The sequence below is a fragment of the Dactylosporangium sp. McL0621 genome, from assembly GCF_049995355.1.
Taxonomy (GTDB): domain Bacteria; phylum Actinomycetota; class Actinomycetes; order Mycobacteriales; family Micromonosporaceae; genus Dactylosporangium.
Genome location: NZ_CP188259.1, coordinates 8,931,053 through 8,951,125, shown reverse-complemented (window position 1 = coordinate 8,951,125; position 20,073 = coordinate 8,931,053). Strand labels below are relative to the sequence as shown.

At 72.5% G+C, this 20,073-nt stretch carries 18 protein-coding genes, 11 tRNA genes and 1 pseudogene; 16 read left to right on the top strand and 14 right to left on the bottom strand.

From position 1 onward, the window contains the following. Window positions 1-12 precede the first annotated feature (12 nt). Window positions 13-504, bottom strand: a complete 492-nt coding sequence (locus tag ACPPVO_RS42485; RefSeq protein WP_360382413.1) for an HAD domain-containing protein — start codon at window positions 502-504, stop codon at window positions 13-15. Between the two features lie 53 nt (window positions 505-557). On the opposite strand from ACPPVO_RS42485, the gene ACPPVO_RS42480 reads away from it, so the two are divergent. From ACPPVO_RS42480 to ACPPVO_RS42425, 12 genes are all read left to right on the top strand, one after another. Beyond that, window positions 558-725, top strand: a complete 168-nt coding sequence (locus ACPPVO_RS42480; RefSeq protein WP_426504228.1) for a hypothetical protein — start codon at window positions 558-560, stop codon at window positions 723-725. A gap of 140 nt (window positions 726-865) precedes the next feature. Continuing rightward, a tRNA-Ala gene (locus ACPPVO_RS42475) sits at window positions 866-937 on the top strand. Between the two features lie 63 nt (window positions 938-1,000). Beyond that, a tRNA-Asp gene (locus ACPPVO_RS42470) sits at window positions 1,001-1,072 on the top strand. A 19-nt stretch (window positions 1,073-1,091) separates the two neighbouring features. Beyond that, window positions 1,092-1,169: transfer RNA gene (locus ACPPVO_RS42465), tRNA-Gly, on the top strand. Window positions 1,170-1,172: 3 nt separating this feature from the next. Next, window positions 1,173-1,246: transfer RNA gene (locus tag ACPPVO_RS42460), tRNA-Leu, on the top strand. Between the two features lie 18 nt (window positions 1,247-1,264). Further along, window positions 1,265-1,339: transfer RNA gene (locus ACPPVO_RS42455), tRNA-Glu, on the top strand. A gap of 4 nt (window positions 1,340-1,343) precedes the next feature. Further along, a tRNA-Lys gene (locus ACPPVO_RS42450) sits at window positions 1,344-1,416 on the top strand. 2 nt (window positions 1,417-1,418) lie between these two features. Further along, window positions 1,419-1,497, top strand: a tRNA-Met gene (locus ACPPVO_RS42445). A gap of 4 nt (window positions 1,498-1,501) precedes the next feature. Next, window positions 1,502-1,577, top strand: a tRNA-Asn gene (locus ACPPVO_RS42440). A 63-nt stretch (window positions 1,578-1,640) separates the two neighbouring features. Continuing rightward, window positions 1,641-1,722 (top strand) — tRNA-Tyr (locus ACPPVO_RS42435). Window positions 1,723-1,726: 4 nt separating this feature from the next. Beyond that, a tRNA-Arg gene (locus ACPPVO_RS42430) sits at window positions 1,727-1,799 on the top strand. Window positions 1,800-1,804: 5 nt separating this feature from the next. Next, window positions 1,805-1,876, top strand: a tRNA-Cys gene (locus ACPPVO_RS42425). 122 nt (window positions 1,877-1,998) lie between these two features. Here the strand turns inward: ACPPVO_RS42425 and ACPPVO_RS42420 are convergent. Next, complete coding sequence (locus tag ACPPVO_RS42420; protein WP_426504227.1) at window positions 1,999-2,523, bottom strand: LURP-one-related/scramblase family protein; 525 nt, start codon at window positions 2,521-2,523, stop codon at window positions 1,999-2,001. A gap of 277 nt (window positions 2,524-2,800) precedes the next feature. Then, on the bottom strand, window positions 2,801-3,535 hold the full coding sequence (locus ACPPVO_RS42415; protein ID WP_426504226.1) for a class I SAM-dependent methyltransferase: 735 nt from the start codon (window positions 3,533-3,535) through the stop codon (window positions 2,801-2,803). 84 nt (window positions 3,536-3,619) lie between these two features. Here ACPPVO_RS42415 and ACPPVO_RS42410 point away from each other — a divergent pair. Further along, a pseudogene (locus tag ACPPVO_RS42410) lies at window positions 3,620-3,730 on the top strand (hypothetical protein); the annotation flags it as partial. Between the two features lie 73 nt (window positions 3,731-3,803). Further along, on the top strand, window positions 3,804-4,358 hold the full coding sequence (locus ACPPVO_RS42405) for an SDR family NAD(P)-dependent oxidoreductase (protein WP_426504225.1): 555 nt from the start codon (window positions 3,804-3,806) through the stop codon (window positions 4,356-4,358). 48 nt (window positions 4,359-4,406) lie between these two features. Here ACPPVO_RS42405 and ACPPVO_RS42400 read toward each other — a convergent pair whose 3' ends face one another. The 4 genes from ACPPVO_RS42400 to ACPPVO_RS42385 form a co-directional block, all read right to left on the bottom strand. Beyond that, the gene (locus ACPPVO_RS42400) at window positions 4,407-5,045 is read right to left on the bottom strand and encodes a GNAT family N-acetyltransferase (RefSeq protein ID WP_426504224.1); all 639 of its coding nucleotides are present in this window, start codon (window positions 5,043-5,045) and stop codon (window positions 4,407-4,409) included. A 24-nt stretch (window positions 5,046-5,069) separates the two neighbouring features. Then, a complete protein-coding gene (locus ACPPVO_RS42395) occupies window positions 5,070-5,996 on the bottom strand; it encodes a superoxide dismutase (RefSeq protein WP_426504223.1) in 927 nt (308 codons plus the stop codon). A gap of 50 nt (window positions 5,997-6,046) precedes the next feature. Beyond that, window positions 6,047-6,574: a HAMP domain-containing protein gene (locus tag ACPPVO_RS42390; RefSeq protein WP_426504222.1), complete on the bottom strand. Its 528-nt coding sequence runs from the start codon at window positions 6,572-6,574 to the stop codon at window positions 6,047-6,049. 885 nt (window positions 6,575-7,459) lie between these two features. After that, entirely contained in the window at window positions 7,460-8,215 is a 756-nt protein-coding gene (locus ACPPVO_RS42385; RefSeq protein WP_426504221.1) for a C40 family peptidase, read from the bottom strand. A 297-nt stretch (window positions 8,216-8,512) separates the two neighbouring features. On the opposite strand from ACPPVO_RS42385, the gene ACPPVO_RS42380 reads away from it, so the two are divergent. Continuing rightward, entirely contained in the window at window positions 8,513-10,711 is a 2,199-nt protein-coding gene (locus tag ACPPVO_RS42380; protein WP_426504220.1) for an extracellular solute-binding protein, read from the top strand. A 13-nt stretch (window positions 10,712-10,724) separates the two neighbouring features. Here ACPPVO_RS42380 and ACPPVO_RS42375 read toward each other — a convergent pair whose 3' ends face one another. Both ACPPVO_RS42375 and ACPPVO_RS42370 read right to left on the bottom strand, forming a co-directional pair. Then, window positions 10,725-11,552 carry a transglutaminase-like domain-containing protein gene (locus tag ACPPVO_RS42375; RefSeq protein WP_426504219.1) on the bottom strand — a complete coding sequence of 276 codons (828 nt, stop codon included), beginning with the start codon at window positions 11,550-11,552 and terminating at the stop codon, window positions 10,725-10,727. A 9-nt stretch (window positions 11,553-11,561) separates the two neighbouring features. Further along, complete coding sequence (locus ACPPVO_RS42370) at window positions 11,562-12,419, bottom strand: serine hydrolase (protein WP_426504218.1); 858 nt, start codon at window positions 12,417-12,419, stop codon at window positions 11,562-11,564. Between ACPPVO_RS42370 and ACPPVO_RS42365 the strand changes: the two genes are divergently transcribed. After that, entirely contained in the window at window positions 12,390-13,250 is an 861-nt protein-coding gene (locus ACPPVO_RS42365) for a nuclear transport factor 2 family protein (protein WP_426504217.1), read from the top strand. The two genes, ACPPVO_RS42370 and ACPPVO_RS42365, sit on opposite strands and share 30 nt — an antisense overlap. Here ACPPVO_RS42365 and ACPPVO_RS42360 read toward each other — a convergent pair. From ACPPVO_RS42360 to treS, 5 genes are all read right to left on the bottom strand, one after another. Continuing rightward, window positions 13,235-13,714 (bottom strand): hypothetical protein, encoded by a 480-nt coding sequence (locus ACPPVO_RS42360; protein WP_426504216.1) that lies wholly within the window; start codon window positions 13,712-13,714, stop codon window positions 13,235-13,237. The genes ACPPVO_RS42365 and ACPPVO_RS42360 overlap by 16 nt on opposite strands. A 621-nt stretch (window positions 13,715-14,335) precedes the next feature. Further along, window positions 14,336-14,776 (bottom strand): SRPBCC family protein, encoded by a 441-nt coding sequence (locus ACPPVO_RS42355; protein WP_426504215.1) that lies wholly within the window; start codon window positions 14,774-14,776, stop codon window positions 14,336-14,338. Between the two features lie 89 nt (window positions 14,777-14,865). Next, entirely contained in the window at window positions 14,866-16,974 is a 2,109-nt protein-coding gene (gene glgB, locus ACPPVO_RS42350) for a 1,4-alpha-glucan branching protein GlgB (protein ID WP_426504214.1), read from the bottom strand. An 8-nt stretch (window positions 16,975-16,982) separates the two neighbouring features. Continuing rightward, window positions 16,983-18,320, bottom strand: a complete 1,338-nt coding sequence (locus tag ACPPVO_RS42345) for a maltokinase N-terminal cap-like domain-containing protein (RefSeq protein WP_426504213.1) — start codon at window positions 18,318-18,320, stop codon at window positions 16,983-16,985. A gap of 23 nt (window positions 18,321-18,343) precedes the next feature. Further along, window positions 18,344-20,044 carry a maltose alpha-D-glucosyltransferase gene (gene treS / locus ACPPVO_RS42340; protein ID WP_426504212.1) on the bottom strand — a complete coding sequence of 567 codons (1,701 nt, stop codon included), beginning with the start codon at window positions 20,042-20,044 and terminating at the stop codon, window positions 18,344-18,346. Window positions 20,045-20,073: the final 29 nt, after the last annotated feature.

The window sequence follows — 20,073 nt, the reverse complement described above, 5'->3', positions numbered from 1 at the left end:
CGTGCAGAAGGTTCACGGGCAAAGCTTAGCGAACTCCTCGATCACGTCCAAGTGTGCGGGCGTGAGGCCGCGCCGCGGGTCCGGCCGGATGAGCAGGGCCCGGTCGTCGCGCGTGAGCTCGTCGTACAGCGGCCCGGGCTCCGGCACCTCGACGTCGTCGGTCCACACCAGCCGGCGACCCTCGCGCAGCACGGCCCGGGCCGCGGCGAGCTTGGCCACCGAGAAGTCCGGCACCTCGCCGAACGCCCGGTCCAGGCCCGGCAGCTTGAACAGCCGCTCGACCTCGCCGGGCCACGCGCACCACGTCGAGCACCAGCGCACCTCGACCACCCCGTCGCCGTGCAGGCGGCGGATGCGCTGCACGAGGCCCGGGGCCCAGCGCAGCTTCCACTCGGCGCCGAGGGCGTGCGCGCGGCCCTGGAACGGCGCGGCGCCCCAGCCCGGGCGCTTGACATTGATGACCCCGTCGACGTCGAGCAGCCACACCGGCGCTGCGTCCTGCATGGAAGGAAGGTACCGCGACGGCCGCGATAAATACATTGTGCGCGGCGCGGGGAATGCGTAACGTATTCATCAGCACCGGGAAGAACGATCGGAAGAAGGAGGAAGCCATGCAGCGGCGCCGCGAACTCGAAGCCAAGCACGCCATGGGCGGCCTGGTCCTTCCGGTCGCCGGTTATGCCTGTCTGACCGGCGATAACACCTCCGGTCGGTGGAGCGGCTGACAGCCTGTCAGCGACGCCTCCGCCGCCCACCCCACCGGGGACCGGGCGGCTTTTTCGTACCCTTTCACCACCATGCAATTCTGCGCGCCCTCGTGCATTCGTTCGTTTTGACAAATACACAGTGGATGGCACACGCAAATGGGCTCGTGGCGCAGCGGTAGCGCATCGGTCTGGCAGACCGACGGTCAGCGGTTCAAATCCGCTCGGGTCCACGTTCGGGCCCCGGCCCGGGTCGGTCCGCGCGAAGCGGCACCGAGCCGGGCTGGGTGAACTATGCCGTCGTAGCTCAGTGGTAGAGCAAGGCCCTGTCGAGGCCGAGGCCGCCGGTTCGAACCCGGTCGACGGTGCGCAGTTTGTAGTGATCATGCGGTTGTAGCTCAGTCCGGTCAGAGCGCCGCCTCGCCATGGCGGAGGCCCCGGGTTCGAATCCCGGCTGCCGCTCCACACGCCCTCGTAGCCCAACAGGCAGAGGCACGACGTTGAGGACGTCGACGGTGCGCGTTCGAATCGCGCCGGGGGCACTGGTTCGCGTGTGACACGGCGCGGTGGACGAATGGGAAGAGTCACCGGGTTTTCACCCCGGAACGTTGCGGGTTCGAGTCCCGTCCGCGCTTCGACGTGCCGCTAGCTCAACGGGTAGAGCAGCCGACTCTTAATCGGCGTGTTCGGGGTTCGAGTCCCCGGCGGCGCACTTGCAGGGTGGAGGAGTTCGGTCGTCCTCGCCGGTCTCATAAGCCGGAAACCGCGGGTTCGAATCCCGCCCCTGCCTCCAACTTTCCGATGTCGCCCAACCGGCAGGGCAGACGGCTGTTAACCGTCCAGGTCCCGGTTCGAATCCGGGCATCGGAGCCACCATCGCACCACCGCGACGGGGCCGGCCGCGTTCTAACGGGGGGCCGGCCGGTCCCGTCCCTCGCGGGCGCGCCGACGCTGGAGAGTCGGGACTGGCCGTAACCCAGTTGCAAGCGCTCAGGGGGTTCGAATCCCTCCGCCCGCACCTCGCCTTCGTAGCTCAGCGGAGAGAGCATCAGGTTCCGAACCTGAAGGCCGCTGGTTCGAGTCCAGCCGGAGGCACGCACGGCCATATGCCCGAGTGGTCAAGGGGCTCGCCTGCAAAACGAGACATGCCGGTTCGAATCCGGCTATGGCCTCTCAACGCGTGTTGCCATCCACTGTGGACCGTCCACCGCAGGCGGAGCGTCGGCTGCTCGGCCGCCCCTCATAAGGGCGGAGTGCCCGGATCGACACCGGGGCCTGCGACAAACCCTCCCGCTCAGTCGTCGTCGTCCCGCCTGTCCTTCTTCTCCTGCTGCTCCTCGTCCTTGTCGCGCTGGATCGCCAGCTCCAGGGCGAGCACCGCGCACAGGATCAGCAGGTGGTTCTCGCCGTCGGCGATGTTCACCGCGTAGCTGTCGTGGATGCTCAGCCAGCGCTTGGAGACCTGGGCCACCTCGCGGTCGCCGCGCTCCACCGTGAACTCGTGGTCGAAGAGGTCGCCGGACATGGTGAGGTCGTCCGGGCCCGGCACGTCGATGGTGAACTTCTCGCGGAACGGCGTGAAGAGCTTCTTGCGCACCTCGCCGGCCTCCTCGCCGCCGATCTCGATCTGGTACGTCGGGCGCAGCGCGATCAGCTTGCGGCGCACGGAGGCCACCTCGTTGCCGGACGGGTCCTCGATGACGAGCCGGTCGCGCAGGCTCAGCACCTTGCCGTCGACGTGCAGGACCTTGCGCCCGTGGTCGTCGGTGACGTCGAAGTCGTCGCCGAAGTCGAAGAAGCGCTCCTTGATGACATACATGCGTCAATTGTCGGCCCGCGGCGCCACTCCCGCCCGGCTCAGCCCCGCGTCGGCCCCGCGCCCCGCGTCGGCCCCGCGCCCCGCGTCGGCCCCGCGCCCCGCGTCGGCCCCGCGCCCCGCGTCGGCTCCGCGCCCCGCGTCGGCTCCGCGCCCCGCGTCGGCTCCGCGCCCCGCGTCGGCTCCGCGCCCGGCGTCGGCCCGCGCCCGGCGTCGGCCCGCGCCCGGCGTCGGCCCGCGCCCGGCGTCGGCCCGCGCCCGGCCTTGGCCCACGCCCGGCTCAGCCCCGGCGGGCCAGGACGAGGAAGCCGCGCAGGTCGAGCACCGTGCCGCCGCCGAGCGTGTCCAGCGTCGCGGCGAGGACCTCCAGGGTGTGCTCCTGCGCGGCCGGGCTCTTGGCGCGGAACGGCCCGAACGTGCGCACCAGCCGCAGGTACGCCCCGGTGTCCATCGGCAGGGTCCGGCTCGTGGTGTGCCCGCGCACGTCGGCCCACAGCCCGGACGCGAGGACATCGGCGTGGACCCAGGCGTCGTCGCGTACCGCCGCGGGGGCCTGATCCACCGTCGCGAAGGCCGCGTCGAACGCCCGCGCGTGGGCGGGGTCGGCGTAGCCGTAGCGGTGGCCGAACACGGCGAGCGTGCCGCCGGGCCGCAGCGCGTCGAACGCCAGCCGGTTGCGCCGCGCCGGGTCGAGCCAGTGCCACGCGAGGGCGCACCCGACGACGTCGGCGGGCCCGGCGCCGGCGTCCTCGAACGGCGCGACGAGCACGGTCGCCCCGGGAAAGCGCGGCCGCAGCCGGGCCGCCATCCGCGGGTCGGGCTCGACGCAGGTCAGGCGCCCGCCGAGCGCGTGCAGGACCGCGGTGCCCTTGCCCGTGCCGGCCCCGATCTCGAGCACGTCGCGCGGCGCCCGGCCGTGGTAGGCGGCGATGGTCTCGGCGAGCCCGGGCGCGTAGCCGGGCCGCGCGTCGTCGTAGACCTCCGCCACCTCGCCGAACCGCAGCCCCTCGTCCACGCCCCGACGATCCCATACGGCCGGCCGGCACCGTCTGAACCGGGCGGCAGGACGAACCTGAACGGCGAAGTTGTTCATGCGGCGATGTCCTGGCGTGACGGGATCATCTCGGGAGGTAACCGTATGGAGCTGAACGCCGCCGTCGCGCTGGTCACCGGGGCCGGGCGCGGGCTCGGGCTGCACATCGCGCGTGAGCTCCTCGCGCGCGGGGCCAAGGTCTACGCGACCGCGCGCAACCCCGCCGGGGTCGACGTGCCGGGGGGCCGTCGTGCTGCCGCTCGACGTGACCGACCAGGCGTCCGTCGACGCCGCGGCCGCCGCCGCGGCCGACGTGACGCTGCTGGTGAACAACGCCGGGGTCGCCACGTTCACGAACCTCGTCGACGGCCCGCTCGACGACGTGCGGCTGGAGATGGAGACGCACTACTTCGGCACGCTGCGCATGGTGCGCGCGTTCGCGCCGGTGCTCGCGGCCGGCGGCGGCGGGGCCGTGGTCAACGTGCTGTCGGCGCTGTCGTGGGTGACGTACCTGCACGCGACCTCGTACAGCGCCGCGAAGGCCGCCGAGTGGAGCCTGACCAACGGCGTCCGCCTCGAACTCGCCGCGCAGGGGACGGTCGTCAGCGGGGTGCACCTCGGGGCGGCCGACACCGACATGATGCGCCGGTGGGACGTGCCCAAGGTCGCGCCGGAGTTCGTCGCGGCCGCGGTCGCCGACGGTATCGAGCGCGGCGACCTGGAGATCCTCGTGGACGACGCGGCGGTGCAGGCGAAGGCGGCCCTGGCCGCGGACGTCCGGATGGTGTACCCGCAGCTGGGCTGACGTCAGCGGGCGCCGGGCGGCGGCCCCAGCGGGCGCCCGGCGCTGAGGTCAGAGGGTCAGGAGGGCCTCGGAGCCGGCCGGGCGGTAGCCGGCGGCCTGGAAGGCGCGGACGCTGCGCGCGTTGCCCGGCGCCTGCTGGGCCCACACCGGCGCCCCGCCCGGCACCAGGTGCCGGGCCGCGGCCGCCAGGGCCCGGCCGAGCCCCCGGTGCCGCAGCGGCTCGTCGACCTCGACGGCGGCCTCCCACCGGCCCGCCACCCCGCGCCCGAGCACCAGCAGCCCGCCGTCGGCGGACCAGACCCGCACGTCGTCGCGGTGGCGGCGGGCCCGCACCACCCGCGGGTGGTCCGGGTCGCCGAGCTCGCGCAGGGCCAGGGGCGGCGGCCCGGGCCGGGCGGTGGCGACGGTCAGCAGGTCGACGGTGTCGGTCCGGCGGCCGGTGCGCTGCAGCAGCGCGGCCAGGAAGCGCGGGTGCATCGGGGCCGCGAGCTGGTCGCTGCCCGTGGCCGCGAGCTCGGCGCGCAGCCAGTCCGGGTCCTCGTCGACGAAGATCACGGAGTGTGCGGTGAACGCGATGACGCCGGCGTCGCGCGCGCTCGGCTGGGGCGTGAAGGTGACGCCGCCGTCCGCGGGGGGAAAACGGCCCGCGGCGGCGGCGTCGAGCAGGTCCGCCAGTGCTTCGCCCATCGGCCCAGCCTGGCAGACGGGCGGTCAGAACGCGGCGATGGACACCGCGGTGTAGGCCGTGTCCGCGGCCGGGGGCGTGGTGAAGCGGGCGTTGGGCAGGTACAACCGGTGCCCGAACTGCGCGATCGTCGTCGGCACGTCGAAGCGCGGGTCGGTGCGCTCGGCCCGGACGCGGCCCCTCGTGCCGGCGCGGTCGAGCTCGAGCGCGACCACGGTGTTGTCGCGGTTCTGCACCACGTACAGCGTGCGCCCGGCCAGCCAGAGCCCGTCGCCGTTGACGAACGTGCGGCCGCCGGTGTCGATGCGGCGCGTGGCGCCGGTGCGCGGGTCGATGCGCAACAGCAGGCCGGTGTTGGACTGCACGGCGATCAGCGCCCGGCCGTCGGGCGTCGCGGCGATGCCGTTGAGGTTGTTGACGCCCGGCGTGAGCACGAAGTCGCCGGTGAGGGCGAGCGTCGTGAACGACTCCGGCAGCTCGCCGTGGCGGCCGTTCGTCACCTTGTACAGCACCGCCTGCCGCGAGTCGGTGAAGTACGCGGAGCCGTCGAGCAGGATCACGTCGTTCACGAACGTGGTGCCGGTCGTGAACTCGTACGAGGCCAGGACGGACCCGGTGCGGGTGTCCACGACCCGGGCGTCGCCGCCGCCCCCGCCGGCCACGAACAGCCGGCCGCGGCCGTCGGTCTTCAGGCCCAGCGAGGCGGTGCCGACCGGGGGACTGAGCTGGACGCCGGCCCCGCTGACGAGGTTCACGCGGTAGATGCGCCCGTCGGCGCGGGAGCCGAAGTACACGAACGCCCCCGGCCCGATCGCGATGCCCTCGGGCTGGAACCCGTCGGGCAGGTCGAGGGTGGTCGGCAGCGGGCGGTCGGCGCCCGATGCGTTCGCCGCGGCCGGGCCGGCCAGCAGCGAGGCCGTGATCGCGGCGGCCAGGGTGAGCACGACTGTCACGCGTCGATGTACGGTCATGGTGGGTACTACCCCCGGTTCGCGGGACGGGTTCAGGCGCCGCTGTCCACGAACCGCCGGATGCCGGCCACGACCTCCGGCGGCGGGTTCAGCAGCTGTATGCCGACCTCGGTCCGGGTGCCCTGCCGCACGCAGTGCACCACCTGGGCGTGCACGCGCACCGGCACGCCGCCGAGGTCGAGCTCGACCGCCGACGCGGTGGCCCGGTCGGCCTCGGTGACCCGCTCCTCGATGGTCCGCGCGGCCTGGCGGACCTCGCCGACCTGCGCCACGACGTCCTCGAGCTCGGCCGAGATCGCGCCGACGGACTCGTCGACGACCCCCTGGGCCCGCTCCCGCAGCTGCCGCTGGCCCTCGCGCTGCTGCTCGAAGCTGGTGTGCAGCTGCTCCTCGCGCACCTGCTGGGACTGGCGCAGCTGCTCGTCCTGCTCGACGAGGCGCTGCCGGGACCGCTCCAGGGCGCGGCCGATGTCGCCGAGCTCGTCGCGGCCGGCGGGCACCTCCCGCGGACGCAGGTCGCCCTGGGCGGTGGCGGTGACCGCGCCGACGGCGAGGCGCACGTCGTGGGCGGGTGCGCCACCACACCGAGGCGGCGAACCAGATCGCGGCGATCGCGGTGACGCCGGTGACGGTCAGGTTGACCCGGCGGTCGCGCTGCAGGTGCGAGTAGCGGGCGTCCAGCAGCCGCTGCAGCGCCGCGGTCGCGGGCGCGATCGCCGCGCGGACCGCGGCGGCGGCGGCGCTCGCGTCGACCGGGCCCGGCGTCGCGAGGCCGTCGGTCAGCCGGCCCGACAGGTCCGTGAGCGCGTCGGCGGCGGCATCGAGCGGCCGCAGGTCGCCGGCGAGCGCGCCGTCCGCGGTGTGGGCGGTCGCGGTCCTGGTACCGCTGCGCAGTGCGGCCGCGGCGTCGTCGAGCCGGCCCGCGTGCACGGCCTGGCCGGCGACCCGGTCGGCGAGGGGGGCCGACGTGTCCGGGGCGGCCGCCCCCGCGGCGGCGACCAGGGCCTTGGGCAGCTCGATGACGAGCGCGTCCATGACGTAGTAGGTGTCCAGGTCCGGGTCGAGGATCAGGCCGGAGCTGTCGCCGATGCCGGTGATGCGGTCGGCGAGGGTCTGCGCGGCGGCCGGCCCGGCGGCGAGGTCGGTCATCGTCGTGAGCACGGGCCGCACCGCCGTGGTGCCGGCGCGCTCGTTCGCGGCGAAGTCCAGCCGGTCGCCGACGGAGCTGGTGTACGCGTACGTGGTGCCGAGGCCCGGCACCAGCAGGACCACGACGAGGACCGCCAGCCGCGTGCTCGTACGCACCCGGTCCGACAGCCACGGTCCGACAGCCACAGGACCGGCACGAGCAGCGCGGGCCGGTGGAATCCGCTCATATCGGGCCGATCGGCCCGCGCGGGCACACTCCTGAGGAGAATGCGCCGCGCGGGCCGGACCGGATCGGACTACAGGAAGCGGTACGCCGTGCCGCCGCGCACCGGGGCGACGCGGATGCCGGCCGACGGGTTCGCCGCCTCGACCATCTTGCCGCCGCCGAGGTAGATGGCGACGTGCCCGGGCATGTGGATGACGTCACCCGGCATCCACTGCCCGGCCGGTACCTGCCGGCCCTTGGCCGCGATCTGCTCGCTCTGGTGCGGCAGCTTGATGCCGACCCGGGCGTACGCGGCCATCACCAGGCCGCTGCAGTCGTAGGCGTCGGGGCCCGCCTTCGCGTACACGTAGGGCTTGCCGACCTGCGCGAGCGCGAACGACACCACCGTGCCGGCGGCCCCGGAAGGGGGAGCGACCGACGTGGTGGTCTTCGACGACGTCGTGGACTTCGTGGTCTTGTTCTGCGAAGTCGTCGACTTCTTCTGCGTCGTCGTCTTGGTCTGCGCCGGGGCGGGCGGCGGGGCCGGGGCGACCGCCGCGTCGCGCACCGAGGCGGCGAGGCGGACGTACTGGTCGCGGTGGGCGCGGTCGACGCGCTCGTAGGCGGCGAGCAGGGCCTCCTGCTCGGCGAGCGTCGGAGCGGGCGAGCCCGGCTGGGCCGTCTCGGACGACTCCGTGTGCGTCGACGCGGGTGGTGCGGGTTGGGCCGCGGCAGAGGCTGAAGGGCCGAGCCAGACGGCGGAAAGGGCAAGGGCAGCGGTGCCTGCTGCAATGCGGTGCAGCGGCTGGCGTGCGTTCAGTTCGGCTCCACGGTCGGCCCGGTGCACTCTCGCGTGTCTCGGGCGGAGGCGCCGCACGTGGTGGCCGGAGCTGACCCGAAGTACCGGGCGAAACGGTTGGTTTCGTACTGCCGGCCCCAAGCAGGGCCGTTCGCGACGCTAGGCCGGATGTGACGCGCCGGAACCACCTCGTGACATTCCTCACCACCTATCTCACCCACACCTGGGCGGGTATCAACGGATTTGTCCGTACCGACCGGACAACCTTTTCCGGCCGTTAGGACGTCGCGGTTGCGCATCCCCGACCCGCCTGATTCGGGGGCTTTATGCGCTTATGCTGCGTTCATGGGTCTGGCCGCGGTACCGCGGGTCGCCGCCGTAGCCGCGGCCCTCGTCGCGCTCGCCGCATGCGGCACCCCGGGCGCCGAAAGCCCCGCCGCCGACCCCGGCTGCGCCCCCTACGCCGCCTACCGGGGCCACCGCGGCAGCACCGTCACCGTCCGCTCCTCGATCCGCGACGTCGAGTCCGACCAGCTCGTCAAGGCCTGGGAGACGTTCCAGACCTGCACCGGCATCACCATCGACTACACCGGCCGCGCCGACTTCGAGGCCGCACTGCCCGGCGACGTCGCCGCCGGGCGCATCCCCGACCTCGCCCTCTTCCCCCAGCCCGGCCTGCTCGCCGCGATGGCGCACACCGGCCGGCTCAAGCCCGCCGGCAAGGCCGTCGCCGCCAACGTCGCCCGGTACCACCCGGCCGACTGGCAGCGCTACGGCACCGTCGACGGCGTCCTCTACGCCGCCCCGCTGGACGGCAACGTCAAGTCGTTCGTGTGGTACTCCCCGAAGTACTTCGCCCAGCACGGGTACACCGTCCCGCAGACCTGGGCCGACCTGCTCGCCCTCAGCGACCGCATCGCCGCCGCCGGCATCAAGCCCTGGTGCGCCGGCATCGAGTCCGGCGGCGCCACCGGCTGGCCCGCCACCGACTGGCTCGAGGACACCCTGCTGCGCACCGCCGGCCCCGACGTCTACGACCAGTGGGTCGCCCACCGCATCCCGTTCGACGACCCCCGGGTCGTCGCGGCCATCGACCGGGTCGGGAACATCCTGCGCGACCCGCGGTACGTCAACGGCGGCTACGGCGGCGTCGACTCCATCGCCACGACCGCCTTCCAGGAGGGCGGCCTGCCGATCCTGCAGCACCAGTGCGCCCTGCACCGCCAGGCGTCCTTCTACATGAACTGGTGGCCGGCCAACGCCACCGTCGCCGAGGACGGCGACCTCTACGCCTTCTACTCCCTGGTCGTGACCGCGATCTTCACCGCGTCCGGCGTCGTCGGCCTGCTGAACCTGCGCGGGCTCGTCGCCGAACAGGACCGCGAGTACCGCGTCAACGTCGTCGCCCTCGACCGGATGACCACCGTGCGCTCCGCCGTCGGCGCCCAGCTCGAGGCCGTCCTCGCCTACATCCTGTCCGACCCCGGCTTCTACCGCGACACCTACGCCGAGGTCATCACCGAGTCCGACCGCGACATCGACGCCCGCATCGCCGAACTGCGCGCCCTGCCGCTGCCGCAGAGCGAGCAGTCGGGCCTCAAGGCGTTCGCCGCCACCGTCACCATGTGGCGCACCGCCCGCCAGGCCGCCCTCGACGCCGCGAACGCCGGCGACCAGCGCAAGGCCGCCTCCGTCGTCCTCGTGCGCTCCGAGGCCATCGCCCGCGCCGTCAAGGACCGCGCCAACTCCTTCCTCGACCAGCTCGTCGAGGCCGTCGCCGACGGCGCCCGCGAGGCCAAGGCCAACGGCATCCGCAACACCCAGCTCACCGCGGCCATGCTCGCCGCCGGCGCGCTCACCGCGATCCTGCTCGCCGTGCTCACCGCCCGCGCCATCTCCCGCCCCCTGCGCGAGGTCGTCGACGTGCTCGCCCGCGTGGCCCGCGGCGACCTCAGCCGCCGCGTCGAGCTCGACCGGGGCGACGAGGTCGGGCAGATGGGCCGCTCACTCAACGAGACCTTGGGGGTGCTGCGGGCCGCCTTCGAGGAGGTACACCACCGCGCCTCCCACGACGGCCTCACCGGCCTGGCCAACCGCGCCCTACTGCGCGAGCGCATCTCCGCCGCCCGCGCCAACGCCACCCAGGGCCGCCCCGTCGCCATGCTGCTCATCGACCTCGACGGCTTCAAACAGGTAAACGACGCCTACGGCCACAACGCCGGCGACTTCCTGCTCACCGTCGTCGCCGAACGCCTCCTCGCCGGCGTACGCGCCGCCGACACCGTGGCCCGCCTCCGCGGCGACGAGTTCGCCGTGCTGCTCGACGGCGTCGAGTCGGACGAGGCGGTGTACCTCATCGCCGACCGCCTCTGCACCGCCCTGCAGGAGCCGGCCGCGTACCGGCCCGACTGCATCATCACCCCGCGCGCCAGCATCGGCGTGAACCTCTGGGACGGCGAGGTGCCCATCGACGCCCTCATGCACGACGCCGACCAGGCCATGTACGCCGCCAAGACCGGCGGCAAGGGCCGCGTCTCGTTCTAGCCGGGGGCCTTCGCTAGATCGACACCCAGCCGTCGAAGCCGCTCGGGGACATGCAGTGCACCCGCTTCGCCAGGCGCAGCGACGGATCGGTCTCGTACCGCTTCGCCAGGCCCCGCTCCGCCGAGGCGTCCCCCCGGTCCGCGGCCAGCAGCAGCTCGGCCAGCTCGTCCGCGGTACGGTCGGTGATCGCCCCCCACTGGTCCCACAGCAGCGCCTCGTCGCCGTGGCGGTGGGCGACCTCCAGCAGCACCGAGTCGAGCAGGAACTGGTGGCCGTGGAACGGCAGCGCCGGGTCGACGCCGTAGCGGTCCGCGTCGATCAGCCCGCGCCGGTGCGCCGTCCACGCCTGCGCGGCGGTGATGAACTGCGGGAGGTCCGCGGTGTTGAACGGGTAGTCTGCCGGGTCCAGCTGCGCGTCGGCGAGCACCCACCGCGTGCCGTTCCAGTACTCGGCGACGACGTGGTCGTAGTTCCAGTCCTCGGCGAAGTACGGCGAGAACCCGACCCGGCTGCGCGCCGGCACCCCCCGCCGGCGCAGCGCCGCGATCGTGAGCAGCGTGAAGTCGCGGCAGCAGCCCAGCACCCGCTGCTCCGCGGGCCGCGGCTCGCGCAGCGGCAGCGGGAACCGCCCCTGGTCGAGCTCCAGCATCCGGGCGACCCAGCGCGAGTCGATCTCGGCCAGCCGCCCCCCGTCGAACGCGATCCCGGACGCCCGGTAGTGCACGACCAGGTTGCGCACCACCGCCATCAGCCCGGGCAGGTCGGTGGGCAGCTCGTCGAGGAGCTCGCCGAACCGGCCGGGGTCGCTGAAGCGCGACTGCTCGCGGTACCGCTGCAACATAAAACGAACCTAGCAACTTCCGAGCATGATCCGCCCTAGCGCGGCCTGGGCGCGGACGGCGGGGTGGGTCGGGCCGTAGTCGGCCGCGGCCGGCAGACCGTCCGCGAACAGGCTGTACACCACGGCCGGGGTGCCGTCCTCCGCGAAGAAGACGCCGGCCTCGTGCCGGGCCGCGCCGCGGGTGTCGCGGTCCGCGCCGTGCTTCGTGGCCACGCGGGCGCGGGCCGGGCCGGACAGGTCGCGGCGCACGCCGTCGTGGTAGCCGGCCGGGGCGCGCAGCACGCCCAGCATGAACGCGCTGCTCTGCGGGCTCAGCAGCGTGCCCGCGGCCAGGCGCGCGAGCAGGTCGTGGGTCTCGCGCGCGGTCGTGTCGCCGAGGAAGAAGCGGGCCGGGTCGGCGGTGGTCGCGACACGGGTGCGGGCGAACCCGAGCGAGGCGAGGATCTCGTTGACCTCCGGGCCCGGGACGAGCCGCCCGCACAGGCGCACCGCGGTGTTGTCGGACACGAGCAGCAGCGCCGTGAGGACGCCCGCGACCGTGAGCTCGTCGCCGTGGACGGGCTGCAGATGGTACAACCCGGAACCGCCGATGACGTCGGCTGTTTCGAGGCGCACGCGCCGGCCCGGATCCAGCTCGCCGCGGTCGGCCTTGGCCAGCAGGGCACAGGCGAGGGCCAGTTTCTGGATGCTGTACCCCTTGATGAGCCGCTCGTCGTCGTCCTCGACCGCGACGGTGGACCCGAGGGTGATCCGCGCGTGCCAGTCCCCGCCCGCGCGGCGCTTCTGCCGTGTGTACGCCTCAGCGAGTGTCACCATCGGCAGTTTAGGGTTCCTGCCATGGACGTCGTGGCCGCGCTGCAGGAACACCTGGACCGGCTCACGTTCGCCGACCGCGGCACCGACGAGGTCACCGAGCTGCTCATCGCCGCGACCGTCGAGTGGGCGACGGTGTCGGGCTGGCGGGCGTACCGCCGGGCGCGCAGTGTCGTGCCGCTGCCCCCGCCGTACGAGCAGCAGTTCTCCGTCGTCGACGTCGGCGTCGCCCGCCCGTCCGCGCCACCGCTCGTCATCGAGGTGGACCACGCCGACCGGAGGCGCACCCTGGACAAGCTCGCCGCCGAGGCGGCCGCCGGGCGCGAGGCGCTGTGGGTGCGGTGGGGGTCGGGCCGCCTGACGGTACCGCCGCCGCCGATCCGCCTCGTCCCGTTCCCGGTCATCTCGCGCCGCGGCCCGTCGGGCGCGCGGGTGCATTCGCACACAGCGAACACGAACCGGCCCGCGCCGGCGCACACGACGCCGCAGGGTTCGTACAGCATTGTGGCCATGGACCCCTCCGTGGCCACGGACCCCGACCTTGACCTCGTGCTGCGCGCCTACGCCGCCTTCGCCGCGGGCGACATCGCCGCCGCCGTGCGCGACCTCGCCCCCGACGTGGTGTGGATCGAGCCCGACGAGTTCCCCAACGGCGGCCGCCACGACGGGCGCGAAGCGGTCGCCCGGTACCTGCAGGCCTCCTACGACAGCTGGCGCGAGCTGCACTCGTCACCGGCGGCGGCGCGCGCCGAGGACTCCATCGTCGTCGTGCACCGCGTGCACGGGGTGCTGGCCGACGGTACCGAGCACACGGCCGTGGCCACGGACGTCTTCACGGTGGTGGAGGGGCGCGTGGTGCGGATGGAGGCTCAGGCGGGCGGCTGAGCGGCGTACAGCTCCTCGAAGATCGGCATCGGGTCCAGGCTCGCGTACGAGCGCACCCGGCCGCCCACGGTGTCGCCGACGACGAGCGCCGCGCAGTTGCGGTCCCCGACCACGACCAGCGGCGGGCGCTGCGTGCGCGGCTCGAACGTGACGACGAAGCTGAGCTGCGTCGGCAACGCCACGCGCAGGCACGCCTGGTCGGGCTGCGGCGCGGGAAGGCTGTTGAGCAGCTGCACGAAGCTCCCGACCCCGCGGGTGAGCACCTCGGGCGGGGCGACGGTCGGGGCCGGGGTCAGCACGGGGGTGTCGCAGCGGGTGATGGCGTCGGCGCCGTAGGGGACGAACTCGCCGCCCGCGTCGGCGGGGAGAATGCCGGAGTCGTACCGCGGGATGGCCGCACAGTCGACGGCTTGCGCACCCGGCCCGGAGACGACCGGCGACGGGTACGCGGAGGGCGGCGCCATCGAGGGCGACGGCGCGGAACCGGGCCCCCGGGCGGCGGGATGCGCTGGGCCGCCGTCATCAGAACGAGGACCCCCACACCGGCCGCGATGAGGGGCGGCTTTCGTGCGCATGCTGTGACTCAGTGTAGTTGCCTTTGGGCCGGATAAGTGACGGATTGAGCGCATGCTCGGCCTTTCACGGGCCGAGCGGCCGCAGGCTTCGCCACTGGGGGCCCTGGCCACCCTGGCCGCCCTGGCACGAGGCCAGCCACGCGCCCGGCTGGCACCAGCGAATCGCGCGCAACATCAGGCGTGGGCCCGAGAGGCGGAGCCGAGCCAGGCTGCCCCGCGTCGTTGCCGATGTCATGGCGGCCGTGCTCGAGTGGCCGCGTTCGCGGTTCCGGTCGCGGTCGCAAAGTCCGTTGAACCCCGAGACGATCACCCCCGGATGCCGACCGCCGTGGCAACGCCCGCGTGAAGCACGTGGGTCGAAGTGCGTGCCAAAAGCCGGGCCAGACCTGAGGAGCGCTGGCGAGCGACAAGTGCACATAGGTGACTGGCGCCCGCCGACCGTTCCGCTTTCCAAGCCTACCCAACCCGGAAAAGTTGGATCTTGCACCGGCTACCGAGGGCGAACTGTCGTCACGCTCCGGAGGTGGTGGCCTCTGCGGCCTTGCGTAGGCCCTCGGCCTCCATTCGAATGTATCTACGGATCAGGCTGCCGTAGAAGAGGGTTACCGCCCTGGCCAAGGGGCCCGCGAAGGACAAGGTCAGTTCAGCGGTGCACGTTCCGTCGCCGTTGTCAATGGCCCAGTGGCCGCCGATGTTGTGTACGCCCGGGACCGAGGACGAGGACCACTCGAAGCCGTTGGTGTCGACCCTCGTCACCGTCCAGGTGCCCGGGCGCAGCTTCGGCTGGGTCACCACCACGGTCTCGCCCGTCGTCAGGGGGCCTGTTGCCTTGCGGTCCACATGGGACACCGATGCGGTCCAGGACGGCCAGTCCTGGACCGCCTTCATGATGTCGCCGGCCACCGTTGCCGGGGCCGCGATCGTGATGGTGTCGCGGAAATCCACGCTCATGACAGGCAGCGTACGACCCGCCGAAAGCGGCGCTGCTCGTGGCCGGGTGGAGCGGAGCCCCACACCGCGAGCGAAGCGAGCCCGGAAACTCAGCCCAGCTTGAGCCACAGGGCGCCCAGCGGCGGGATCCGGATCTCGGCCGACGCCGGCAGGCCGTTGTGCGGCCGGCCCGTCGCCTCCACCGAGCCCATGTTCCCCACGCCCGAGCCGCCGTACACGTCCGCGTCCGTGTTCAGGATCTCCAGCCAGCGGCCCGTGAACGGCAGGCCGATGCGGTAGCCGTCGTGCGGGTGCGCCGCGAAGTTCACCACCACCGCCACGACCGAGCCGTCGCCGCCCCAGCGCAGGTACGAGAACACGTTGCCGCTCGAGTCCTCGTTGTTGATCCAGCGGAAGCCGTCCGGCGTGATGTCCTGGCTCCACAGGGCCGGCGTGCGGCGGTACGCCGCGTTGAGGTCGCGCACCAGGTGCTGCAGGCCGCCGCGCAGCGGGTCCTGCACCAGGCCCCAGTCCAGGCCGCGCTCCTCGCTCCACTCCTGCTCGTCGCCCAGCTCGCAGCCCATGAAGAGCAGCTGCTTGCCGGGGAAGGACCACATGTACGCCAGCAGCGCCCTCGCGTTGGCGATCTTCTTCCACAGGTCGCCGGGCATCTTGCCCACGAGCGAGCCCTTGCCGTGCACGACCTCGTCGTGGCTGATCGGCAGGACGTAGTTCTCGCTCCACGCGTAGACGGTCGCGAACGTCATCTGGTTGTGGTGGTACTGGCGGTAGATCGGGTCCTTCGCGACGTACGTCAGCGTGTCGTGCATCCAGCCCATGTTCCATTTGAAGCCGAAGCCGAGGCCGCCGGAGTCGGTCGGGCGGGTGACGCCGAGCCAGGCCGTCGACTCCTCGGCGATCATCATGATGCCGGGGTGGTGCTTGTAGACGGTCGCGTTCGCCTCCTGCAGGAAGGAGATCGCGTCGAGGTTCTCCCGGCCGCCGTACTGGTTCGGCGCCCACTGCCCGTTCTCGCGGGAGTAGTCCAGGTACAGCATCGAGGCCACGGCGTCGACGCGCAGCGCGTCGGCGTGGAACTCCTCGCACCAGTACAGGGCGTTGGCGACGAGGAAGTTGCGCACCTCGCTGCGGCCGAAGTCGAAGATGAGCGTGCCCCAGTCCGGGTGCTCGCCGCGGCGCCAGTCGCCGTGCTCGTACAGCGGCGTCCCGTCGAACCGGGCCAGCGCCCACGAGTCCTTGGGGAAGTGCGCGGGCACCCAGTCGAGGATGACGCCGATGTCGGCCTGGTGGAGCTTGTCGACCAGGTGGCGGAACTCGTCCGGCGAGCCGAAGCGCGCGGTCGGGGCGTAGTAGCCGGTGACCTGGTAGCCCCAGGAGCCGCCGAACGGGTGCTCCATGACGGGCAGGAACTCCACGTGTGTGAAGCCCATGTCCTTGACGTACTCGGTGAGCTGGTCGGCGAGCTCCAGGTAGGACAGGCCGGGCCGCCACGAGCCCAGGTGCACCTCGTAGATGCTGACCGGCTCCTCGTGCGTGCGGCGCTCGGCGCGCGCGGCGATCCAGTCGGCGTCCTTCCAGTCGTACGCCGAGCTGTAGACGACGCTCGCGGTGGCCGGCGGGAGCTCGGTGTGCTGGGCGAGCGGGTCGGCCTTCTCCACCCAGTCGTTGTCGGGGGTCAGGAGCCGGAATTTGTACTTCTGGCCGGCGCCCGCGTCCGGGACGTACAGCTCCCACACGCCGCTGCCGCCGAGCGAGCGCATCGGCAGCCCGTCGTGCGCGCCCCAGCCGGTGAAGTCGCCGACGACCCGCACGCCGCGGGCGTTGGGCGCCCACACCGCGAACGCGACACCGCCGGGGCGCACCTGGGCGCCGAGGACGGTCCACAGCCGCTCGTGCCGGCCCTCCTGGATGAGGTGCAGGTCGAGGTCGCCGAGGGTCGGCAGGTGCCGGTACGGGTCGTCGGTCAGCGTGCCGTCGGCGTCGATGCGGTAGTCGCTGACGACCCCCGGCACCTCGACCTCGAACACGCCTTCGCCGTGCACCTGGGTCATCGGGTAGCGCTCGCCGTCGACGACGGCGGCCACGTCCGCGGCACCGCGGCGCACGGCCCGGATGACTGTCACGTCCGGGCCGGGGTGCGCGCCGAGGATGCCGTGCGGGTCGTGGGACCGGCCGGCGATGAGGTCGTCGAGATTCATAGGAGTGCTCACCTTGTCGTCAGGTCGGAACCGTTCAGCATGCGCTCGATCGACTGCAGGGGGATCCGCAGCCAGCCCGGCCGGTACCGAGCCTCGTACGCGCTCTCGTAGACCGCCTTGTCCAGCTCGTAGGCGCGCAGCAGCGTACGGTCGTCGCGCGGGTCGTACCCGGCGGCGGCAGCATAGCCGTCGCAGAATGCGTCCCGGTTACGGTCGACCCACTGCCGGGCCCGGCGGGCGAGCTCCTCGTCGTCCTCCTGGCCGAGCAGGAGCTGGAAGGCGGCGTACTCGTAGGAGCGCAGCATGCCGGCGACGTCCCGCAGTACCGAATCCGGCTTCAGACGCTCTTCCACCGCCACCCCGGGCTCACCCTCGAAGTCGATCAGCAGCCACGACTCGGGGGTCCGCAGGACCTGGCCGAGGTGCAGGTCGCCGTGGATGCGCTGGGTGCGCACCGGCTCCTCGCCGGCGGTGCGGAGCATGGCGGCGATCTGGCCGGCCAGCGGCTCGAGGTCGGGCACGACGCGCACGGCCCGGTCGAGGCGGGCCAGCATCGACTCGACCGGCGGGGGAGCGCTCTGCGTGCCCAGCTCGGCGGCGAGGGTACCGTGCACGTGCGCGACGGCCTCGCCGAGCCGGCTGGACTCGCTGGCGAAGTCGCCGCCGACCTCGTCGGGGTTCAGGTCGTGCTCGGCGTACAGGTCGCGGGCGCTGGTGGTGGCCATCGCCCAGCCCTCGGCGGAGTTCTGCGCGTACTCCGTCACCATCGCCAGGGCCAGGTGCTCACCCTCGGGGGTGGTGCTCTCGATCGCGCCCAGCAGCCGGGCCACGTTCGGGCAGCCGGCCCGGGCGAGCACGCGGTTGAGCTCGAGGTCGGGGTTGACCCCGGCGGTGACGCGGCGGAACGCCTTGAGGATCGCGGCGCTGTCGAAAACGACGGACGTGTTGCTCTGCTCGGCGCCGGAGATGCGGGCGGGCGCGTCGACCGGCAGCGCCACCCCGGGCTCGGGCACGAACCGGACCCCGTCGACGACCGCGCCGGTGTCGATGAGCGCGAGGACGCGCTGGGCCGAGTGCTCGTCGTAGAGGGCGTCGGAGGCGGTGCGGTCGCCGTCGGCGCCGATGAGGGCGGCCGCGGACAGCTCCGAGGCGACGTCGAGGTTCCAGCCGATGAAGACCTGGTACCGCTCCGTGCCGCCGTCCTCGTAGTGCGCGTCGAGCAGCACGTGGTCGAGCCCGTCGGGCAGGTGCGTCACGACGGCGGGCTCGGCCTTCGTGAGGGTGCGGGTGCGCCCCGCGTACCACCGCTGATGCGGCAGCCAGTCGGTGTACGGCAGAGAAGTCATGGCCATCCTCATTGCCTGCGCTATCAGTTCTGCTCGACCGGTGCGGTCAGCTGGAACCAGTAGAAACCGTGCCCCGGGAGGGTCAGCAGGTACGGCAGCTGACCGACCGGCGGGAACTGGACGTGCCCCGTGAGCTCGATGGGTGTGTAGCCCGCCCAGTTCTGCAGGTTCAGCTCGATCGGCTGAGGGAACCGCGACAGGTTGTTCACGCACAGCACGACGTCTTCGCCGTGTATGCGCACGAACGCCAGGATCGAAGGGTTGGAGCCGCCCAGCTCGCGGAACTCGCCGGCGGCGAACGCCTCGTGGCGGCGGCGGACCTGCAGCATCGTGCGGGTCCAGTTGAGTACGGAGGTGGAGTTCTCCTTCTGCGCCTCGACGTTGACGGCCTGGTAGCCGTAGACGTGGTCCTGGATCGCCGGCAGGTAGAGCCGGCCCGGGTTGGCCTGGGAGAAGCCGGCGTTGCGGTCCGGGGTCCACTGCATCGGGGTGCGCACGCCGTCGCGGTCGCCGAGCCAGATGTTGTCGCCCATGCCGATCTCGTCGCCGTAGTACAGCACCGGCGAGCCGGGCAGCGACAGCAGCAGGGCGGTGAACAGCTCGATCTGGTTGCGGTCGTTCTCCAGCAGCGGGGCCAGCCGGCGCCGGATGCCGACGTTGGCGCGCATGCGCGGGTCCTTGGCGTACTCCGCGTACATGTAGTCGCGCTCCTCGTCGGTGACCATCTCCAGGGTCAGCTCGTCGTGGTTGCGCAGGAAGATGCCCCACTGGCAGTTGCCGGGGATCTGCGGGGTGTGGGCCAGGATCTCCGAGATCGGGAAGCGCGACTCGCGCCGCACCGCCATGAAGATGCGCGGCATGAGCGGGAAGTGGAACGCCATGTGGCACTCGTCGCCTTCGCCGAAGTACTCCACGACGTCGGCCGGCCACTGGTTGGCCTCGGCGAGCAGGACACGGCCCGGGAACTCGTCGTCGATGACCTTGCGGCAGCGGCGCAGGAACTCGTGCGTCTCGGGCAGGTTCTCGCAGTTGGTGCCCTCGGCCTCGAACAGGTACGGCACCGCGTCGAGCCGGAAGCCGTCGATGCCCAGGTCCAGCCAGAACCGCAGCACGTCGACCATCTCGCGCTGGACGTCGGGGTTGGCGTAGTTGAGGTCGGGCTGGTGGGAGAAGAACCGGTGCCAGAAGAACTGCCGCCGCACCGGGTCGAAGGTCCAGTTGGACTCCTCGGTGTCGACGAAGATGACCCGGGCGTCGCTGTAGGCCTTGTCGGTGTCGGACCACACGTAGTAGTCGCCGTAGGGGCCGTCGGGGTCGCGCCGGGACTCCTGGAACCACTGGTGGGAGTCCGAGGTGTGGTTCATGACCAGGTCGGTGATGACCCGGATGCCGCGCTTGTGGGCCGCGTCGAGGAGGTCGACGAAGTCCTCGACGGTGCCGAACTCGGGCAGGACCTTGTAGAAGTCCCGGATGTCGTACCCGCCGTCGCGCAGCGGCGAGTCGTAGAACGGCGGCAGCCACAGGCAGTCCACGCCGAGCCACTGCAGATAGTCGAGCTGGCCGATGAGCCCCTTGAGGTCCCCGGCGCCGTCCGCGTTGGAGTCGGCGAAGGCGCGTACCAGTACCTCGTAGAAGACCGCCCGCTGAAACCAGCGCTCCTCGGCGGGCAGTCCCCGCGCCTGGCCGAAGTCGCTTGACGACGGGTGCTCGACTGCATCGCTCATGCTGTACCCACCTTGCCTACCCGCGCCGT

What these genes read in the sequence shown, in the direction of transcription:
- ACPPVO_RS42485 (WP_360382413.1), bottom strand. Translation starts at nt 504, where the DNA reads ATGCAGGACGCAGCGCCGGTGTGGCTGCTCGACGTCGACGGGGTCATC.
- ACPPVO_RS42480 (WP_426504228.1), top strand. Translation starts at nt 558, where the DNA reads ATGCGTAACGTATTCATCAGCACCGGGAAGAACGATCGGAAGAAGGAG.
- ACPPVO_RS42420 (WP_426504227.1), bottom strand. Translation starts at nt 2,523, where the DNA reads ATGTATGTCATCAAGGAGCGCTTCTTCGACTTCGGCGACGACTTCGAC.
- ACPPVO_RS42400 (WP_426504224.1), bottom strand. Translation starts at nt 5,045, where the DNA reads ATGGGCGAAGCACTGGCGGACCTGCTCGACGCCGCCGCCGCGGGCCGT.
- ACPPVO_RS42380 (WP_426504220.1), top strand. Translation starts at nt 8,513, where the DNA reads ATGGGTCTGGCCGCGGTACCGCGGGTCGCCGCCGTAGCCGCGGCCCTC.
- ACPPVO_RS42375 (WP_426504219.1), bottom strand. Translation starts at nt 11,552, where the DNA reads ATGTTGCAGCGGTACCGCGAGCAGTCGCGCTTCAGCGACCCCGGCCGG.
- ACPPVO_RS42365 (WP_426504217.1), top strand. Translation starts at nt 12,390, where the DNA reads ATGGACGTCGTGGCCGCGCTGCAGGAACACCTGGACCGGCTCACGTTC.
- ACPPVO_RS42360 (WP_426504216.1), bottom strand. Translation starts at nt 13,714, where the DNA reads ATGGCGCCGCCCTCCGCGTACCCGTCGCCGGTCGTCTCCGGGCCGGGT.
- ACPPVO_RS42355 (WP_426504215.1), bottom strand. Translation starts at nt 14,776, where the DNA reads ATGAGCGTGGATTTCCGCGACACCATCACGATCGCGGCCCCGGCAACG.
- glgB (WP_426504214.1), bottom strand. Translation starts at nt 16,974, where the DNA reads ATGAATCTCGACGACCTCATCGCCGGCCGGTCCCACGACCCGCACGGC.
- ACPPVO_RS42345 (WP_426504213.1), bottom strand. Translation starts at nt 18,320, where the DNA reads ATGACTTCTCTGCCGTACACCGACTGGCTGCCGCATCAGCGGTGGTAC.
- treS (WP_426504212.1), bottom strand. Translation starts at nt 20,044, where the DNA reads ATGAGCGATGCAGTCGAGCACCCGTCGTCAAGCGACTTCGGCCAGGCG.